Source organism: Mesorhizobium sp. M1307 (genome assembly GCF_040318155.1).
Taxonomy (GTDB): domain Bacteria; phylum Pseudomonadota; class Alphaproteobacteria; order Rhizobiales; family Rhizobiaceae; genus Mesorhizobium.
Window position 1 is genome coordinate 115,616 of record NZ_JAMYLR010000007.1, and the last position, 17,938, is coordinate 133,553.

The window sequence follows — 17,938 nt, forward strand, 5'->3', positions numbered from 1 at the left end:
GTACTCGAAGATGGAAGGTACGCCGATGATCCCCGCTACGATGAAACGCTCAACGCTGTCGGCGGTCCTGCTGCTGGCGGCAGCAATGCCAGCCTATGCCCATGTCGGCGTCGGCACGGTTTGGTCCTTCACCGCCGGCTTCTCCCACCCGCTCTCCGGCCTCGATCACATGACGGCGATGATTGCCGTCGGGCTATGGGCGGCGCTCAAGGGCGACAAAGCGATCTGGGCATGGCCGCTGGCCTTCGTAAGCGTCATGCTGGCCGGCGGCGTGCTCGGCATGCTGCATGTGCCGACGCCTTTCGTCGAGCCGGCGATACTGGCGTCCGTCGTGGCACTCGGGCTGCTGGTTGCGCTCGCCGTCGATCTTCCTGTCTCGGCCGGCGTCGCCGTCATCGGCCTGTTCGCTCTGTTCCACGGCTATGCCCATGGCACCGAGGTGCCTGAAAATGTCGGCGGACTCGGCTATATGGCGGGCCTTGCCGTTGCCACGGCACTGCTCCACGCCGTCGGCATCGCGGCCGGTCTCGGCCTCGGCTGGCGCTTCCGCGGGCTTGCCCGCGCCGCTGGCGCCGCTTGTGCCGCGATTGGCGCCGGCCTCGCTTTCGGCGTCGTGTGAGGCCGCGATGATCCCAGGTGAAATCATCACGGCAAGCGGCGAGATCGAACTGAACAAGGGTCTGGCGACGGTCACCTTGAAGGTAGCCAACAGCGGCGACCGGCCGATCCAGGTAGGCAGCCATTATCATTTCTTCGAGACCAATGAGGGACTGAGATTCGATCGCGACAAGGCCCGCGGCATGCGCCTCGACATCGCTGCCGGCACCGCCATGCGTTTCGAGCCCGGCCAAGAGCGCGACGTTACCCTGGTGCCGTTCGGCGGCAAGCGCGAGGTCTACGGATTTCAGCAGAAGATCATGGGCGCGCTGTGAGATCGAAGGCGTCGAGCAGTTTCGGCTCAGCCGGGCGGCTTGGCCGCCGCATAGATGACGACCTTTCCCGGATCGTCGAATTCCACCGCCAGAACGTCCTCGGTTTGCACTCGCCGCGAATCGATGGCGTTGAACAGCAATGCGTTCGCTTCGATCTCCTTGCGCAGCTCGGCGATGTCGTCCCGATGTTGCCTGACCTTGTTTTCGATCGCCGGCGGCGGGCCGCCTTCGGTGCGCGCGGCATCGGTAAGAAACACGATATCGACCTTGTCGAGCTTGGATGTCTTGCGCACGGCGGCGATGTTTTCACGCGTGCGGTCGATCGCCGAACTGACCTTGCCGGCTTCCGCATTTGTCTGGGCCTCTTCCTGGCCGACCTCCGAGCCGACGATCCGGTTGACGGTCTCGGCGCTGTCGAGGCTCTGCGCGTTCAGCGCGGCGTGCGGAATGCTGGCTGCCAGAAACGCGGTCGCGGCAATCCCATGCAGCCATCTGGTGTCGGAGAAGGTGGTGATCGCCATCGCTCGTTCTCAGGGTCCTTTTCGAGGCTCGTGTCAGGGCGACAGGACCGAAACGTAACGTCCCCCGTGAAGGTTCCCTTTGCGATGCGGCGGGCTGGCCGGGCGCCGGCCCGCCGCCTCGTCTCGTCAGCTCGCTTTCTTGGTGATCAGCGTCAGCGCGCCATTGGTGCTCATGCTGGCGGCGATCACCTGCGCCGAGGTGAGCCCCTTGGCTTCGAGCGCGGATTTGACCTGCGGTGTCGCGTCGATCGAGCCGCGCAGTTTCTGCAGGTCGGCATCGCTGCGCTTGGCGATCACCTCGTTGACCTTGGCTTGAGTGTCCGCGGGCAGATCCTTAATATCGACGACGTTGATCGCCTGGATGGTGGGCGCCTGCGGCTGCGCCCCGGGCGCGGCAGGAGCAGGCGCAGCCGGCGCCGGACTGGGCTGCTGCGTAGGCTGTTGCTGGGCGCTGGCGGCGGTTGCGAGCACCAGCGTGGCGGCGGCTGCCAGAAGGGTCGTTTTGCGCATGGATGTTCCTTTCCATCGATTGGCAAATGGTCGTTTTGGGGTGGCCCGGCCACCTCAAACGCTAAATGGGATCGGAAAGTGTCGCTCAGCGGGTCATTGCGTGACCATAGGATGGCGGCAATGTGGGGCCCGGCTTCGACAAGCGGTATTTTCGGGCTGTATTTCGGGAGCAATTGCTGATGGCTAAAATCACCCGCGCCGCCTATGCGCAGATGTACGGCCCGACCGTCGGCGACAAGGTCCGGCTCGCCGACACCGAGCTGTTCATCGAGGTCGAAAGGGATCTCACTCTTCACGGCGAGGAGGTGAAGTTCGGCGGCGGCAAGGTCATCCGCGACGGCATGGGCCAGAGCCAGGTGTCGCGCGCGCAAGGCGCGGTCGACACCGTCATCACCAATGCGTTGGTCGTCGATGCCACCGCCGGTATCGTCAAGGCAGATATCGGCCTCAGGGACGGCCGTATCGCCGCGATCGGCAAGGCCGGCAATCCGGATACCCAAGGCGGCGTCACCATCATCATCGGTCCCGGCACCGAGATAATCGCCGGCGAGGGCAAGATCCTGACCGCCGGCGGCTTCGACGCGCATATCCACTTCATCTGCCCGCAGCAGATCGAGGAAGCGCTGATGTCGGGCATCACCACCATGCTCGGCGGCGGCACCGGCCCGGCGCACGGCACGCTGGCCACCACCTGCACGCCTGGGCCGTGGCATCTGGCGCGCATGATCCAGTCTTTCGACGCCTTCCCGATGAATATCGGCCTGTCGGGCAAGGGCAACGCGTCGCTGCCTGCCGCGCTTGAGGAGATGGTGCTCGCCGGCGCCTGCTCGCTGAAGCTGCACGAGGACTGGGGCACGACGCCGGCTGCAATCGACTGCTGCCTGTCGGTCGCCGACGATTACGACGTGCAGGTGATGATCCACACCGACACGCTGAACGAGTCCGGCTTCGTCGAAAACACGGTCGCGGCGATCAAGGGCCGCACCATCCATGCCTTCCACACCGAAGGCGCCGGCGGCGGCCACGCGCCTGATATCATCAAGGTCTGCGGCCTGCCTAACGTCATTCCGTCCTCGACCAACCCGACCCGCCCCTACACGGTCAACACGCTGGCCGAACATCTCGACATGCTGATGGTCTGTCACCATCTGTCGCCGTCGATCCCCGAAGATATCGCCTTTGCCGAAAGCCGCATCCGCAAGGAAACCATCGCCGCCGAAGACATTCTGCACGACATCGGCGCCTTCTCGATCATCTCGTCGGACAGCCAGGCCATGGGCCGTGTCGGCGAAGTGGCGATCCGCTGCTGGCAGACCGCCGACAAGATGAAGCGCCAGCGCGGTTCGCTGCCGCAGGAGACCGGCGACAACGACAATTTCCGCGTCCGCCGCTACATCGCCAAATACACCATCAATCCGGCCATCGCGCATGGCCTGTCGAAGGACATCGGCTCGGTGGCGGTGGGAAAACGCGCCGACCTCGTGCTGTGGAATCCGGCCTTTTTCGGCGTCAAGCCGGACATGGTGCTGATCGGCGGCATGATCGCCGCCGCCCCGATGGGCGATCCCAACGCCTCGATCCCGACGCCGCAGCCGATGCATTACCGGCCGATGTTCGGGGCCTACGGCAAGGCGATGACCAATTCGTCGGTAACCTTCGTTTCGAAGGCCGCGCTCGACGCCGGCCTGCGCGGCAGGCTCGGCGTCGACAAGCAGATGGTCGCGGTCGAAAACACCCGCGGCGGCATCGGCAAGCATTCGATGGTGCTCAATGACGCCACGCCGCATGTCGAGGTCGACCCCGAAACCTATGAGGTCCGCGCCGACGGCGAACTCCTGACCTGCGAGCCGGCTACCGTGCTGCCGATGGCGCAACGCTACTTCCTGTTCTGAACCATAGGCGTTAGAACGACCGATGTAGAACATGCCGCGCCAGGCTTATGGACCCGCAACTCCCCAACGCCCACGACATCTTCCCGCATATCCGCATCGTCCTGGGCATGGTGATCGGCCTCGGCGTCACCCGCCTGCTGTCGGGGGTCGCCCGCATCGTCCAGCATCCCGGCCAATACCGGCTCTATCCCGTGCACCTCGCCTGGGTTGCGTCGGTGCTTTTAATGCTGGTGCATTTCTGGTGGTGGGAGTTCGGCCTGTTCCAGATCGAGAATTGGACCTTCGGCAAATACCTGTTCATCATCTTCTACGCCGTCACGCTGTTCCTGCTCTGCGCGCTGCTGTTTCCGGATTCGATGCTGGACTACACCAGCTATGAGGATTTCTTTTATTCGCGCCGGGCCTGGTTCTTCGGCCTGCTGGCGGCGACCTATCTGCTCGACGTAATCGATACGCTGCTGAAAGGGCCGGAGCATTTCGCCCATTTTGGCGGCGAATATCTGATCCGCACGCCGGTTTTCGTCGCGCTTTGCGTCATTGCGATCCCGCTGCGCGACCGCCGCTTTCACATCGCCTTTGTCGCCGGCGCGCTCGTCTATCAGATATCGTTCATCCTGCGGCTCTTCGACACGATTGTTTGAGCGCCATTGGGGCGGCGGACGCGATAGGCTAGGCTTTTTTGGAGAGGCAGTTTTTACATGAAGCTCGATATTCGCACCGACTTCACCAAATTCCCGCGCGCCGTCGCCGTCCTGGCCGCAGGCGAAGCCGGAACCACCCCGCCATACGACCGGGCGGTGCTTGCCCATGACGAGCGGCATCTGCGCCGTCGCGCCATCGAAACGGCCCGTAGCGACAAGGTGCTGGTCGACCTGCCCGAACCGGTGACCTTGAACCATGGTGACCGGCTGGTGCTGGAGGATGGCCGCCACATCGAGATCGTCGCGGCCGAGGAGCCGCTCTACGATATCAGGGCCAGCGACCCTGTCCATCTGGCAGAGCTTGCCTGGCACATCGGCAACCGCCATCTCGCAGCCGCCATCGAAGCTGGGCGCATCCTCATTCTGCGCGACCATGTCATCAAGGCGATGCTGGAGGGATTGGGCGCCACGGTGAGCGACGTCTCCGAGCCGTTCAAGCCGGTGCGCGGCGCCTATTCCGGGCATGGCGGCCACGGCCACGCTCATGCCGAGGCGCATGCGCACAGCCACGCCGAAGCGCATTCCCATGGCCATAGCGAATCGCATTCCCACAGCCATTCGCATGAGCATGACCATGACCATGACTGACCAGCCTTCCAACGTTGCCCAGCCTTCCAATATTGCTTTGTTGCGGCTGATGGCGTGGCTGTCGCCTTCCTTCCCGGTCGGCGGCTTTTCCTACAGCCATGGTCTCGAGCAAGCCGTGCATGCCGGGCTGGTTGCCGACAGCAAAGAGCTCGCCGCGTGGCTGGAAACGCTGGTCGAGATGGGTTCGGGCTGGAATGATGCGGTGCTGTTTGCCGAAAGCTGGCGCAGGGCACGCGAAACCGGCGATCTCGATGAAATCGTCGCCCTTGCCGAAGCTCTGGCAGGCTCGCGCGAGCGCCATGCCGAGACCATGCTGCAGGGCGCTGCTTTCCTGAAGGCGGCCTTCGCCTGGCCGTGCCAGGTGCTGGATCGCCTGCCGGCCGAATGTGCCTATTGCGTTGCCGTCGGCGCCGTTGCCGGCGATCACGGCATTGCGCTGCGGGACGCCCTGGCGGCCTTTCTGCAGGCCTTCTTCTCCAATCTCGTCCAGGCTGCGATCCGGCTTGGCATCGTTGGCCAGAGTGCCGCGATGACGCTACTGGCCGCCTTCGAACCGCTTGCCCTGGCCACGGCCGACCGCGCTGCCGGCTCGACCCTCGATGATCTCGGCGGCTGCGCTTTCATCTCCGACGTCACGGCGATGAAGCACGAGGCCCAGTATTCGCGGCTGTTCCGCTCATGATCGTCCTCGCTTTCGCCCTCTCGCTCGTCCTGCTGTTGATCACAGCACTGCATGTCTATTGGGGCATTGGCGGCATCTGGCCGGGCAGGGACGCCGCCTCCTGCGCTCGCGCGGTCATCGGCTTTCGCGGCGTCGACGAGATGCCGGCACCCTTCGCCAGCTTCGCCGTTGCCGCATGCCTGGGCCTGGCGACACTGTGGCCGATGGCGCTCGAAGGTGTGTTTGCCACGCCCTTTCCCAAGGCAGGGCTTGCCGCCACAGCGCTGCTCATCGCACTGGTCTTCCTGGCGCGCGGCATTGCCGGCTTCACGCCCTGGTGGCGCCGGCTGGCGCCCGAACAGCCTTTCGCGCGGCTTGATGTCAGCTACTATTCGCCGCTCTGTCTGTTGATCGGGCTCGGCTTCGCCATTCTTGCCATCACGGAGTTCCCTGGATGACACAAGCCAACGGTCCTCTTCGCATCGGCATCGGCGGCCCGGTCGGCTCCGGCAAGACGACGCTCACCGAAAAGCTCTGCAAGGCGCTGCGTGACGAGTTCTCCATCGCCGTCGTCACCAACGACATCTACACCAAGGAAGACGCCATGATGCTGGCCCGGCTGCAGGCGCTCCCTGAGGATCGCATCATCGGCGTCGAGACCGGCGGCTGCCCGCACACCGCCATTCGCGAGGACGCCTCGATCAATCTGCAGGCGATCGCCGAAATGACCAGAAAATTCCCGGATCTCGACATCGTCTTCATCGAATCGGGCGGCGACAACCTCGCCGCCACCTTCTCGCCGGACCTTGCCGACCTGACGCTCTATGTCATCTCGGTTTGCCAGGGCGAGGAGATCCCGCGCAAGGGCGGCCCGGCAATCACGCGGTCGGATTTCCTGGTCATCAACAAGAGCGACCTTGCGCCCTATGTGAACGTCAATCTCGACGTGATGGAAAGCGACGCTGCCCGCATGCGCGGCAAACGGCCGTTTGGCTTCACCGACCTGTCGCGCGGCAAAGGGCTTCAGGAGGTGATAGATTTCATCGTCGAGTATGGCGGGCTGAGAGCCGGCACTGCCACCAGCACGGCGGCATAGCAATCGCGTTCGCCTGCACCAAACGAAACCGGTTGCGCGCGTTCCAGTCGCGCGGCATCCTCGCCTCTTTCACGGAGGTTTACGATGAGCATCACGCGCCTGCAGAAGGAAGTGCTGACCAACCTGCCGTTCTATGAGGAGCGCGTCGACCTCGCTTGCGCCTTCCGCTGGACGGCGCGGCTCAACATGCACGAGGCGGTGGCCAACCATTTCTCACTGGCCGTCAACGACAATGGTTCGCAGTTCCTGATGAACCCCAACCAGGTGCATTTCTCGCGCATCAAGGCGAGCGACCTGCTGTTGATCGACGCCAACGATCCCGACACGCTGGCCGGCCCGAATGCGCCCGATCCAACGGCGTGGGGCCTGCATGGCGCCATCCATCGCAACGTGCGTCATGCACGCTGCGTCATGCATGTCCACTCGATCCACGCCACCGTGCTTGCCTCGCTCGCCGACTCGACGTTGCCGCCGATCGACCAGAACTCGGCGATCTTCTTCAACCGCCATGTCGTCGACGCTCATTATGGCGGGCTGGCCTTCGAGGAAGAGGGCGAGCGCTGCTCCCAGCTTCTTGTCGACCCGAAGGTCAAGGTGATGGTGATGGGCAACCATGGCGTGCTGGTCATCGGCGACAGCGTCGCCGACACCTTCAACCGCATGTTCTATTTCGAGCGCGCCGCCGAAACCTATATCAAGGCGCTGTGGACCGGCCGGCCGCTGCGGGTTCTGTCGGATGAGATCGCGGAGAAAGCGGCAAGGGAACAGGAAGACTATCCCGGCCAGGCCGAGCGCCACCTTTCCGAACTGAAGGCGATCCTCGACGAGCAGGAGCCTGCCTACCGGAGTTGAGCGCGGTCCCGCCGGGCCTGCCTTAAAGCCCGAGTTCGGCCCGCAATTCGCCGGCGCTGTTGATGACAATCGCCCCCGGCGGCCCCTCCATGGGCACCTCTGGCCAGAAGATCGTCTTCATTCCAGCTGCCAGCCCCGCCGTGGCGCCGGTCACGCTGTCATCGACCGCCACGGCCTCGGCGGGATCGACGTCGGCCAACCAGGCGGCGCGCAGGAAAGGTTCGGCATGCGGCTTGCCTTCACGCACGTCGTTGCGGCTGACCGTCTTCATGCCGGGATATACGAGGCCTACGGCGCGCAGATTGGCATCGACGATCAGCCTATCCGAGTTGGACACCACCGCTTGCGGCACGCCAAGCGCGCGCAGCTCATTGAAAATCTCGATCGCGCCGGTGCGTGGCATCAGCGTTTCGGCCATCGGCAGATAGTGATCGTATTTGCGCACGATCCAGTCGTCGAAAGGCAGGTCGAGGCCGAACTCGTCGCGCAGCATTTCGTAGACCGGCCCTGCGGCGATGCCGAGCACGCGCTCATGCAGGTCGGCCGGCGGCGCGATGCCGACGCTGTGCAGCGCCGCAATCAGCGCCGCCTCGTGCAGCGGCTCGCTGTCGACCAGCGTGCCGTCCATATCCCAGAAAACCGCTTTCGGCGTCATGCAAGGCTCCATTCTCAAAAAATTCCTTAAAGCGTTTAGCGCGCGAGATAAACCGCCGCGTCCCCGCTAATGCATGTCGCGCAAAGTGTGCAGCGGTTTTGCGATGACGACATGCATAAAAAAACCTAAAACGCGTCGCATGAGGCCGATCGAACGCAACGCGCTTTAGAACCGGGATTGGTGCGACCTCGACAGCCTTGCTGTTGCAACGAGACTGGGTCGACCTGTCACTTCGCTCCAAACACCAAGTTTCATTACTAAGCAATTGCTCTTACAATAGGCAATTGCGCGCAAGTTCATTCCCTGCGAAACTACTGCGCTCCGCCTCTTATGCTCGGCGGGGTTGGGAGGCAGGAACTTGAATTCGCGGCAGGACAGCGGCGGCAACAGGCTGGACGACGCGGCGCGTGCCGGCTGGCTCTATTATGTCGCAGGCAACACCCAGGACCAGATCGCCGCCACGCTTGGCATCTCGCGGCAGACGGCGCAGCGGCTGGTGTCGCTCGCAGTCTCCGAAGGGCTGATCAAGGTGCGCGTCGACCACCCGATCGCCAATTGCCTCGACCTTGCGGCACGGCTGAAATCGCGCTTTGCGCTTGATCTGGTCGAGGTGGTGCCGAGCGACCCTTCTTCTTCCTCCACCGTCATCGGCGTCGCCGAGGCGGCGGCGGCCGAGATCGAACGGCGGCTGCGGTCGCCGGTGCCGATCGTCATGGCGATCGGCACCGGCCGCACACTGAAGGCCGCGATCGAGCAACTGCCGCCGATGGAATGCCCGCAGCACAAGGTGGTGTCACTGACCGGCAACATCTCGCCGGACGGCTCGGCGGCCTTCTACAACGTCATCTTCACCATGGCCGATAGGGTCAAGGCGCGTTCGTTTCCGATGCCTTTGCCGGTCATCGCTTCCTCGCCCGAGGAGCGCGAGATGCTGCTCAGCCAGCCGATGATCCAGCCGACGCTGGCGCTTGCGGCCGAGGCCGACGTCACCTTTGTCGGCATCGGCGATCTCGGCCCGAAGGCGCCGCTTTACGAGGACGGCTTCATTTCGGAGGGTGAATTAAAGGCGCTGCAGAAGGCCGGCGGCGTCGCCGAGATCGTCGGCTGGGTATTCGATCGTGACGGCCGCATGATCGAGGGCATCACCAATGATCGAGTGTCGTCGGCACCGCTGCCGTCGCGCGAAAAGTCGCTGGTGATCGCGCTTGCCATGGGCGACCGCAAGCTGCCGGGCATCTTCGCCGCCGTCAACCGGCGGCTGGTCAACGGCCTCATCACCGATGAGCGGACCGCCGCCGCCTTGGCGGCGGGCGCATGATCTCCGAGCCGCTGGCGGTCGGAAACGATCATGTGAAATCGAAACGCATCTGAATCCCCGATAAAACGAGCGTCACTACTGGTGCCGGCCGCAAGGATCGTTGCCGTCGAGAAAGCCCATGTCGCGCTGCAGGTGCGGCGGCAGCTCCCGGACGTCGAGATAGGCCCGTTTCCGCGCCGCGTGCCTTGCCAATCCCCGCGCCAACCGTGAAAACCAGCCATGGGCTGGAGCAAGAAGCAGCTTTTCCTGTATTGTGGTCATGATCGTCAGCCTTCGCTATCTCTAGGCGTAATTGATCTTCAATACGGAATATCGGTAGGACCGGCCGGTGCCGCCAATCAAACGTCGATCACTGCCCATAAGGAGGGCTTATGCCGGAGCTCAATTCACGGCAGCTGGTTTCGCAGCTTCCTCCGCTTCAGGCGATCCGGGTGTTCGAGGCGGTGGCGCGGCATCTCTCGTTCACCAAGGCCGCCCAGGAGCTTGGCATGACGCAGGCGGCGGCAAGCTATCAGATCAAGCTTCTGGAGGAGCGCATCGGCGCGCCCCTGTTCTTGCGCCAGCCAAAACAGATCGTGCTGACCGAACCGGGCCAGCGCCTGGCGCCCGCGGTCAGCGAGGCGTTCGCGCTGTTGAGCGGCGCCTATGCCGCCGCGCGCACCGGCGCCGATGGCGTGCTTTGCGTTTCGACGCTGCTGACATTTGCCTCCAATTGGCTGGCGCAGCATCTCGGTTCGTTCCAGGTCGCGCATCCGTCGCTGGCGGTGCGCGTCGATACTTCGAACAGGGTTGTCGACTTTGCCAGAGAGGATATCGACATCGCCATCCGCTCCGGCGGCGGCAACTGGCCGGGCGTCGAGACCCATATGCTTTTCAGGGCCGATTTCACGCCGGTCCTTAGTCCAAAGCTCGCGGCAAGCATCGGCGGCGTCAAGGAGCCGGCCGACCTGCTGCGGCTGCCGATCCTCGACCCGGGTGACATCTGGTGGCGGGACTGGTTTGCCGCCGCCGGCCTGCCGGTCGAGGAGCTGGCCAAGCGTCCCGGCACCAGCATGGGCGCGCAGGCCTACGAGGCCAATGCCGCGATTGCCGGCCACGGCGTGGCGATCGTTACCAAGGCGCTGTTCAAGACCGAACTTGCCGACGGCCGCCTGATCCAGCCCTTTGATCTGGTCGGTGACGACGGCCACGCCTATTGGCTGGTCTATCCGACGGCACGACGCAACGTGCCGAAGATCCGCGCCTTCCGCGATTGGATCCTGAGCGAGATCGCTTGCCAGTAGGCTGAATCCCAGCAAGCCCGATAGCAAAGCGCCGGGCCCAATCAGCCCGGCCGAATCCTTCGTCAGACATGCCGCAAACGTCCCAGGCTTGCCGCTGCACGAGACCCGGCGTGCTGCGCTGCAGCAACGAATCCGTCTTGACATAATTCATCGCAAGTGAGTAATTGCTCACAGCCAAGGCAAATGCTCATCTTGGTTTATGGGAGGAATTTTGATGAAACTTCGCACGTTCACCCTAGGCCTGTTCTCGGCCAGCGCCCTCGCTTTCGCCGCGCATGCCGAATCCATCACCATCGCCACGGTCAACAATGGCGACATGGTCCGCATGCAGAAGCTGACCGACGACTTCACCGCCAAAAATCCCGACATTCAGCTGCAGTGGGTCACGCTCGAGGAAAACGTCCTGCGCGAGCGCGTCACCACCGACATCGCCACCAAGGGTGGCCAGTACGACGTGATGACTATCGGCACCTATGAAGTGCCGATCTGGGCCAAGCAGAACTGGCTTTTGCCGCTCGACAAACTCGGCGACGATTACGACGTCAAGGACATCATCCCGGCCATAGCAGGCGGCCTGTCGGTCGACGGCAAGCTCTACGCAGCCCCGTTCTACGGCGAAAGCTCCTTCGTCATGTACCGCAAGGACCTGATGGAAAAGGCCGGGCTCAAGATGCCCGATGCACCGACCTGGGACTTCATCAAGCAGGCCGCCGACAAGATGACCGACCGCGCCAACGGCGTGAACGGCGTCTGCCTGCGCGGCAAGGCCGGCTGGGGCGAGAACATGGCCTTCCTGACCGCCATGTCGAACTCGTTCGGCGCGCGCTGGTTCGACGAGAACTGGAAGCCGCAATTCGACCAGCCCGAATGGAAGAACACGCTGCAGTTCTATGTCGACCTGATGAAGGCCGACGGCCCCGAGGGCGCGTCGTCCAACGGCTTCAACGAAAACCTGGCGCTGTTCCAGCAGGGCAAATGCGGCATGTGGATCGACGCTACCGTCGCTGCCTCCTTCGTTTCCGACCCGAAGAACTCCACCGTCGCCGACAAGGTCGGCTATGCGCTGGCGCCGGACAATGGCCTCGGCAAGCGCGGCAATTGGCTGTGGGCATGGTCGCTAGCCATCCCCGCCGGCACGCAGAAGGCCGACGCCGCTCAAAAATTCGTATCCTGGGCAACCAGCAAGCACTATGCCGAGCTCGTCGCCTCGAAGGAAGGCTGGGCCAACGTTCCGCCGGGAACACGCTCGTCGCTCTATGCCAATCCCGAATACCAGAAGGCAGCACCTTTCGCCAAGATGACGCTGGACTCGATCAACTCCGCCGATCCGACGCACCCGACCGTCAAGCCGGTGCCTTATGTCGGCGTCCAGTTCGTCGCCATTCCTGAGTTCCAGGGTCTCGGCACCACCGTCGGCCAGCTCTTCTCGGCGGCACTTGCCGGCCAGTCGAGCGTCGACGATGCCTTGAAGCAGGCGCAGGACGCCGCCACCGCGACGATGACCGAGGGCGGTTACATCAAGTAAGCTCCTCCCGGTGCCGGTTGCCAATGGCGACCGGCAACGGCCGCCCGAATCCCAGTTCGGGCGGCCAGCCTTCACACCGCTGAAAAACTTGGCCGACCTCGAAGGGTGACCGTCATGGCTACTCAGCAGACCCGTTCGCTTGCCCGTTTCATGATGGCGCCATCCGTGGTGCTGCTGCTGGTCTGGATGATTGTGCCGCTGGCATTCACGCTGTGGTTTTCCTTCCAGCAATACAACCCGCTCAATCCGATGCGCGACGGCTTCGTCGGGTTTTCGAACTACGCGCTGTTCTATTCCAACCCGGCATTCCTGCAGTCGATCCTCAACACGCTCACCATCGTCGTCAGCGTGCTTTTGATCACGGTGATCGGCGGTATTCTGCTCGCCCTTCTGCTCGATCAGCCGATGTGGGGACAGGGCATCGTCCGCATCCTTGTCATCTCGCCGTTCTTCGTCATGCCACCGGTGGCAGCACTGGTCTGGAAGAACATGATCATGCATCCGCAGTACGGGGTTTTCGCCGATATTGCGCGCTTCTTCGGCGGGCAGCCGATCGATTGGTTCGGGCAGCACCCGCTCCTGGCGATCATCATCATCGTTGCCTGGCAATGGCTGCCGTTTGCTACGCTGATCCTGTTGACCGCGCTTCAGTCGCTCGACGTCGAGCAGAAGGAAGCCGCCGAAATGGACGGCGCCGGCTTCATCAGCCGCTTCATCTATTTGACGCTGCCTCATATGTCGCGCGCCATAACCGTCGTCATCCTGATCCAGACGATCTTCCTGCTGTCGGTCTATGCCGAGATCCTCGTCACCACCAATGGCGGCCCGGGTTACGCCTCCACCAACCTGCCCTTCCTCGTCTATCAGAAGGCATTGCTGGAGTTCAAAATCGGCCAGGCGTCCGCCGGCGGTATCATTGCCGTCATTCTCGCCAACATCGTTGCCTTCTTCGCCATGCGCGCTGTCGGCAAGAACCTGGATAAATAAGGGAGGATAAGATGGCACGTGCGCTGAACCACCCCCACTCCGTCCCGCTGCGCGGGACACCTCTCCCCCTGCCCGGGAGAGAGGAAAGGCCTGCATCGAAGCCGCGCCCTTCCTCTACCCCGTCGATCGGGGGAGAGGTGGTTTGCGCAGCAAACCGGAGTGGGGGTCGACCCTGCCGCCAACATCGCCGATAGGGAGGACCTGACCATGGCACGTGCAGTCACCACCCAGCACAAGACGATTGCTACCGCGGCCGCCTGGATCGTCGCGCTGCTGATCTTCTTCCCGATCCTCTATACGATCATCACCTCGTTCAAGTCGGAGCAGGAGGCTATCCAGGGCTTCAACCTGTTCCCGTCGGGAACCACGGAGAGCTATTCCGAGGTCCAGGCGCAGAACGGCTATTTCAAATTCTTCCTGAACTCGGTGTTCCTGTCGGTCGGCTCGACCATCCTGGCTCTGCTCGTCGCCATACCGGCGGCGTGGTCGATGGCGTTTTCGCCGGGCAAACGCACCAAGGACATTCTGATGTGGATGCTTTCCACCAAGATGATGCCGGCCGTCGCCGTGCTGTTTCCGATCTATCTGATCTTCCGCGATACCGGTCTGCTCGACAGCCGCATCGGCCTGATGGTCATGCTGATGCTGATCAACCTGCCGATCGTGGTCTGGATGCTTTACACCTATTTTCGCGAGATCCCGGGCGAGATCCTGGAAGCGGCGCGCATGGACGGCGCATCGCTCTGGAACGAGATCATCTACGTGCTGACGCCGATGGCGGTCCCCGGCATCGCCTCGACCATGCTGCTCAACATCATTCTCGCCTGGAACGAGGCGTTCTGGACGATCCGGCTGACCACCACCGAGGCCGCGCCGCTCACCGCTTTCATCAGCTCCTTCTCCAGCCCGCAGGGGCTGTTCTGGGCCAAGCTTTCGGCCGCCTCGACGCTGGCGATCGCGCCGATACTGATCATGGGCTGGTTCAGCCAGAAGCAGCTGGTCCGAGGCCTGACATTCGGCGCGGTAAAGTAGCGGGCATCGCCTGACGCAAAACGAAAAGATAGCCCTTCGGGGGAGGAAACCATGGGAAACATCACGCTCAAGAACGTCTCCAAATCCTTCGGGGCGACGTCCATCATCCCCGGCCTCGATCTGGTCATCGAGGACGGAGAGTTCGTCGTCTTCGTCGGCCCGTCGGGCTGCGGCAAATCCACCCTGTTGCGTCTGATCGCCGGTCTCGAGGATACCAGCGGCGGCACCATCATCATCGATGGTCGCGACGTCACCGGCGAGGCGCCGGCCAAGCGCAAGCTGGCTATGGTGTTCCAGTCCTATGCGCTCTACCCGCACATGACGGTGGCCAAGAACATCGCCTTCCCGCTGAAGATGGCGGGCGAGGACCAGGCGACCATCGACAAGAAGGTGAAGGACGCCGCGCGGATCCTGAACCTCACCAACTACCTCGACCGCCGCCCCGGCCAGCTCTCCGGCGGCCAGCGGCAGCGCGTCGCCATCGGCCGCGCCATCGTGCGCCAGCCGTCGGCCTTCCTGTTCGACGAGCCTTTGTCTAATCTCGACGCGGCGCTGCGCGGCACCATGCGGCTGGAGATCAGCGAACTGCATCACCAGCTCAAGACAACCATGGTCTACGTCACCCACGACCAGATCGAGGCGATGACCATGGCCGACAAGATCGTCGTGCTCAATGCCGGCAATATCGAGCAGGTCGGCTCGCCGATGGATCTCTATAAGACGCCGAAGAACCTGTTCGTCGCCGGCTTCATAGGTTCGCCGAAGATGAACCTGATCGAAGGCGCGCCGGCCGCCAAATATGGCGCCAAGACAGTCGGCATCCGCCCGGAGCATATGAACATTTCGAAGACGTCAGGCGACTGGAAGGCGACGGTCGGGGTTGCCGAGCATCTCGGCTCCGACACGTTTTTGCACGTCCAGGCGGATGGTGTCGGGCAGCTGACGGTGCGTGCCGACGGCGAGTTGGCCGCCCATCACGGCGACACGATCTACCTGACGCCGGAAAAGGCCAAGCTGCATCGTTTCGGCGCCGACGGGAAGGCGATGCTGCAATGAAGCTCCGGGGTAAATCGGCGCTGATTACCGGATCGGCGCGCGGCATCGGCAGGGCGTTTGCCGAAGCCTACATGCGCGAAGGGGCGACGGTCGCGATTGGCGACATCAATCTCGAAGCCGCCGAGAAGACGGCTTCGGAAATCGGCCGCAACGCCTACGCGGTAAAGCTGGACGTCACCGATCTCGCGTCTATCGATGAGGCCATCAAGGCGGTCGAAGCCAGGGCCGGCGGCCTCGATATCTTGATCAACAACGCTGCTTTGTTCGATCTGGCGCCGATCGTCGAGATCACCAAGACAGGCTACGACAAATTGTTTTCGGTCAACGTCGCCGGCACGCTGTTTACGTTGCAGGCCGCCGCCCGTTCTATGATTGCCCGCGGCAAGGGCGGCAAGATCATCAATATGGCAAGCCAGGCCGGGCGCCGCGGCGAGGCGCTGGTTGCCGTCTACTGCGCCACCAAGGCGGCGGTCATCTCGCTCACCCAGTCGGCAGGGCTCGACCTGATCAAACATCGCATCAACGTCAATGCCATCGCCCCGGGTGTCGTCGACGGCGAGCATTGGGACCATGTCGATGCCTTGTTCGCCAAATTCGAGAACCGGCCGAGGGGCGAGAAGAAGAGGCTGGTCGGCGAAGCCGTGCCTTATGGCCGCATGGGCACGGCGCAAGACCTCACTGGCATGGCGGTGTTCCTGGCCAGCGATGAGGCCGAGTACATCGTCGCCCAGACCTATAATGTCGATGGCGGCCAGTGGATGAGTTGAGGGGGCGAAGGCGCTCTTCCCCCCGTCTCCTCCACGGGGGGAAGAGCCGTCCCGCTAAAGGGTAAAAGCAGATGACCGTGAAACTCTCTTCTTCCATCCTCGCCAAGCTGCCGCCCAAGGTCGCCGGCCCGAAATATGATCGCGCCGCGCTCAAGGCCGGGATCGTGCATTTCGGCGTCGGCAATTTCCATCGCTCGCACCAGGCCGTCTATCTCGACGATCTGTTCAATTCGGGTGTCGGCCACGACTGGGCCATTGTTGGCGCCGGCGTCTTCGAGGGCGAGAAGGTCGGCCGCGGCAAGTTGCAGGAGCAGGACTGGCTGACCACCGTGGTCGAGCAGGACAGCGGCCATATGAGCGCGCGCGTCACCGGCGTCATGATCGAATTCCTGGTGCCGGGCGATGCGGCCGCAATCGTCGAGCAGCTTGCCGATCCGGCGATCAAGATCGTCTCCCTGACCATTACCGAGGGCGGCTATTTCATCGATCCGGCATCCGGCGTCTTCAATCCGACACATCCCGACATCGTTGCCGACGCTGAGCCGGGGGCGACGCCGAAGACCGTCTTCGGCCTCGTCCTCGCCGGGCTGCTGCGCCGCCGCGCCGACGGTATCGTGCCCTTCACAATCATGTCCTGCGACAACATCCCCCATAACGGCCACGTCACCTCAGATGGCGTCATCGGCCTTGCGCGGCTGATCGACGAAGGTTTGGCAAACTGGGTGAGCGAGAACGTTGCCTTTCCCAATGGCATGGTCGACCGCATCACGCCGGCCACCACCGACCGCGAGCGCGGCATTCTCTCCAGCGAGTTCGGCCTCGACGACAATTGGCCGGTGTTTTGCGAACCGTTCAAGCAATGGGTGCTGGAGGACCGTTTCACCGACGGCCGCCCGCCGCTGGAAAAGGTCGGCGTGCAGTTCGTCAGCGACGTCGCGCCCTATGAGCTGATGAAGATCCGCATCCTCAATGGCGGCCATGCGACCATCGCCTATCCGGCCGGGCTGATGGACATCCATTTCGTCCATGAGGCGATGCAGGAGCCGCTGGTACGCGGCTTCCTCGACAAGCTCGAGCATGACGAAATCATCCCGACCGTGCCGCCGGTTCCGGACACCGACCTCGAAGATTACTACCAGCTCATCGAGCACCGCTTCTCCAATCCGAAGATCGGCGACACCATACGCCGGCTTTGCCTCGACGGCTCCAACCGCCAGCCGAAATTCATCATCCCGACCATCGCCGACCGGCTGAAGGCTGGCAAAAGTGTCACCGGCCTTGCGCTGGAATCGGCGCTCTGGTGTCGCTACTGCTTCGGCACGACGGATTCCGGTGCCGTCACCGAGCCCAACGACCCGAACTGGGGCCGGTTGCAGGCGACGGCCAAGGCGGCCAGGGACATGCCTGCCGCCTGGCTTGCCATGGAGGACATCTATGGCGATGTCGGCCGCTCGCCGCCGTTCGCTGAAGCCTTCGGCCAAGCGCTGAGACTGCTGTGGGCGGACGGCGCGCGCGCGACACTGACGCGCTATCTCGCCGGCGATCTCTGAAGCCGATCCAGC

The 17,938-nt window shown here is 63.3% G+C and carries 21 protein-coding genes; 17 read left to right on the top strand and 4 right to left on the bottom strand.

Annotation, left to right across the window (positions count from 1 at the left end; translation table 11 throughout):
* Positions 1-25 precede the first annotated feature (25 nt).
* Both NKH16_RS11530 and NKH16_RS11535 read left to right on the top strand, forming a co-directional pair.
* Positions 26-619 carry a HupE/UreJ family protein gene (locus NKH16_RS11530; RefSeq protein WP_352456010.1) on the top strand — a complete coding sequence of 198 codons (594 nt, stop codon included), beginning with the start codon at positions 26-28 and terminating at the stop codon, positions 617-619.
* A gap of 7 nt (positions 620-626) precedes the next feature.
* Positions 627-932: an urease subunit beta gene (locus NKH16_RS11535; protein WP_023677008.1), complete on the top strand. Its 306-nt coding sequence runs from the start codon at positions 627-629 to the stop codon at positions 930-932.
* A 26-nt stretch (positions 933-958) separates the two neighbouring features.
* Here NKH16_RS11535 and NKH16_RS11540 read toward each other — a convergent pair whose 3' ends face one another.
* Positions 959-1,453, bottom strand: a complete 495-nt coding sequence (locus NKH16_RS11540; RefSeq protein ID WP_352449488.1) for a hypothetical protein — start codon at positions 1,451-1,453, stop codon at positions 959-961.
* Between the two features lie 126 nt (positions 1,454-1,579).
* Entirely contained in the window at positions 1,580-1,963 is a 384-nt protein-coding gene (locus tag NKH16_RS11545; RefSeq protein ID WP_352455917.1) for a hypothetical protein, read from the bottom strand.
* A 179-nt stretch (positions 1,964-2,142) separates the two neighbouring features.
* Here NKH16_RS11545 and ureC point away from each other — a divergent pair, with 179 nt between their 5' ends.
* From ureC to NKH16_RS11580, 7 genes are all read left to right on the top strand, one after another.
* The gene (gene ureC / locus NKH16_RS11550) at positions 2,143-3,855 is read left to right on the top strand and encodes an urease subunit alpha (protein WP_502900674.1); all 1,713 of its coding nucleotides are present in this window, start codon (positions 2,143-2,145) and stop codon (positions 3,853-3,855) included.
* Positions 3,856-3,902: 47 nt separating this feature from the next.
* Complete coding sequence (locus NKH16_RS11555) at positions 3,903-4,496, top strand: hypothetical protein (protein WP_352899422.1); 594 nt, start codon at positions 3,903-3,905, stop codon at positions 4,494-4,496.
* Positions 4,497-4,553: 57 nt separating this feature from the next.
* Entirely contained in the window at positions 4,554-5,144 is a 591-nt protein-coding gene (locus NKH16_RS11560; protein WP_352899424.1) for an urease accessory protein UreE, read from the top strand.
* Complete coding sequence (locus NKH16_RS11565; protein WP_352899427.1) at positions 5,119-5,826, top strand: urease accessory protein UreF; 708 nt, start codon at positions 5,119-5,121, stop codon at positions 5,824-5,826. The genes NKH16_RS11560 and NKH16_RS11565 overlap by 26 nt, the downstream gene beginning before the upstream one ends.
* Positions 5,823-6,263 carry a DUF3995 domain-containing protein gene (locus NKH16_RS11570; protein WP_352899429.1) on the top strand — a complete coding sequence of 147 codons (441 nt, stop codon included), beginning with the start codon at positions 5,823-5,825 and terminating at the stop codon, positions 6,261-6,263. The genes NKH16_RS11565 and NKH16_RS11570 overlap by 4 nt, the downstream gene beginning before the upstream one ends.
* Positions 6,260-6,901, top strand: a complete 642-nt coding sequence (gene ureG, locus NKH16_RS11575) for an urease accessory protein UreG (protein WP_352588667.1) — start codon at positions 6,260-6,262, stop codon at positions 6,899-6,901. Before NKH16_RS11570 ends, ureG begins: the two co-directional genes overlap by 4 nt.
* 84 nt (positions 6,902-6,985) lie before the next feature.
* Positions 6,986-7,753 carry a class II aldolase and adducin N-terminal domain-containing protein gene (locus NKH16_RS11580; RefSeq protein ID WP_352899432.1) on the top strand — a complete coding sequence of 256 codons (768 nt, stop codon included), beginning with the start codon at positions 6,986-6,988 and terminating at the stop codon, positions 7,751-7,753.
* Between the two features lie 22 nt (positions 7,754-7,775).
* Here NKH16_RS11580 and NKH16_RS11585 read toward each other — a convergent pair whose 3' ends face one another.
* Positions 7,776-8,408: an HAD family hydrolase gene (locus NKH16_RS11585; protein WP_352899435.1), complete on the bottom strand. Its 633-nt coding sequence runs from the start codon at positions 8,406-8,408 to the stop codon at positions 7,776-7,778.
* 358 nt (positions 8,409-8,766) lie between these two features.
* Between NKH16_RS11585 and NKH16_RS11590 the strand changes: the two genes are divergently transcribed.
* Entirely contained in the window at positions 8,767-9,726 is a 960-nt protein-coding gene (locus NKH16_RS11590; protein WP_352449479.1) for a sugar-binding transcriptional regulator, read from the top strand.
* A gap of 75 nt (positions 9,727-9,801) precedes the next feature.
* On the opposite strand, the gene NKH16_RS11595 is transcribed toward NKH16_RS11590, so the two are convergent.
* Positions 9,802-9,987: a hypothetical protein gene (locus NKH16_RS11595; protein WP_254815832.1), complete on the bottom strand. Its 186-nt coding sequence runs from the start codon at positions 9,985-9,987 to the stop codon at positions 9,802-9,804.
* 110 nt (positions 9,988-10,097) lie between these two features.
* On the opposite strand from NKH16_RS11595, the gene gcvA reads away from it, so the two are divergent.
* The 7 genes from gcvA (at position 10,098) to NKH16_RS11630 (ending at position 17,926) form a co-directional block, all read left to right on the top strand.
* A complete protein-coding gene (gene gcvA / locus NKH16_RS11600) occupies positions 10,098-11,009 on the top strand; it encodes a transcriptional regulator GcvA (protein ID WP_292662413.1) in 912 nt (303 codons plus the stop codon).
* A gap of 214 nt (positions 11,010-11,223) precedes the next feature.
* A complete protein-coding gene (locus tag NKH16_RS11605) occupies positions 11,224-12,534 on the top strand; it encodes an ABC transporter substrate-binding protein (RefSeq protein ID WP_023676994.1) in 1,311 nt (436 codons plus the stop codon).
* A 114-nt stretch (positions 12,535-12,648) separates the two neighbouring features.
* Entirely contained in the window at positions 12,649-13,521 is an 873-nt protein-coding gene (locus NKH16_RS11610) for a carbohydrate ABC transporter permease (RefSeq protein ID WP_023676993.1), read from the top strand.
* 207 nt (positions 13,522-13,728) lie between these two features.
* The gene (locus tag NKH16_RS11615; RefSeq protein WP_023676992.1) at positions 13,729-14,553 is read left to right on the top strand and encodes a carbohydrate ABC transporter permease; all 825 of its coding nucleotides are present in this window, start codon (positions 13,729-13,731) and stop codon (positions 14,551-14,553) included.
* Positions 14,554-14,604: 51 nt separating this feature from the next.
* The gene (locus NKH16_RS11620; RefSeq protein WP_352899439.1) at positions 14,605-15,609 is read left to right on the top strand and encodes an ABC transporter ATP-binding protein; all 1,005 of its coding nucleotides are present in this window, start codon (positions 14,605-14,607) and stop codon (positions 15,607-15,609) included.
* On the top strand, positions 15,606-16,376 hold the full coding sequence (locus NKH16_RS11625; protein ID WP_352899441.1) for an L-iditol 2-dehydrogenase: 771 nt from the start codon (positions 15,606-15,608) through the stop codon (positions 16,374-16,376). The genes NKH16_RS11620 and NKH16_RS11625 overlap by 4 nt, the downstream gene beginning before the upstream one ends.
* Positions 16,377-16,447: 71 nt before the next feature.
* On the top strand, positions 16,448-17,926 hold the full coding sequence (locus tag NKH16_RS11630) for a mannitol dehydrogenase family protein (protein ID WP_352449476.1): 1,479 nt from the start codon (positions 16,448-16,450) through the stop codon (positions 17,924-17,926).
* Positions 17,927-17,938: the final 12 nt, after the last annotated feature.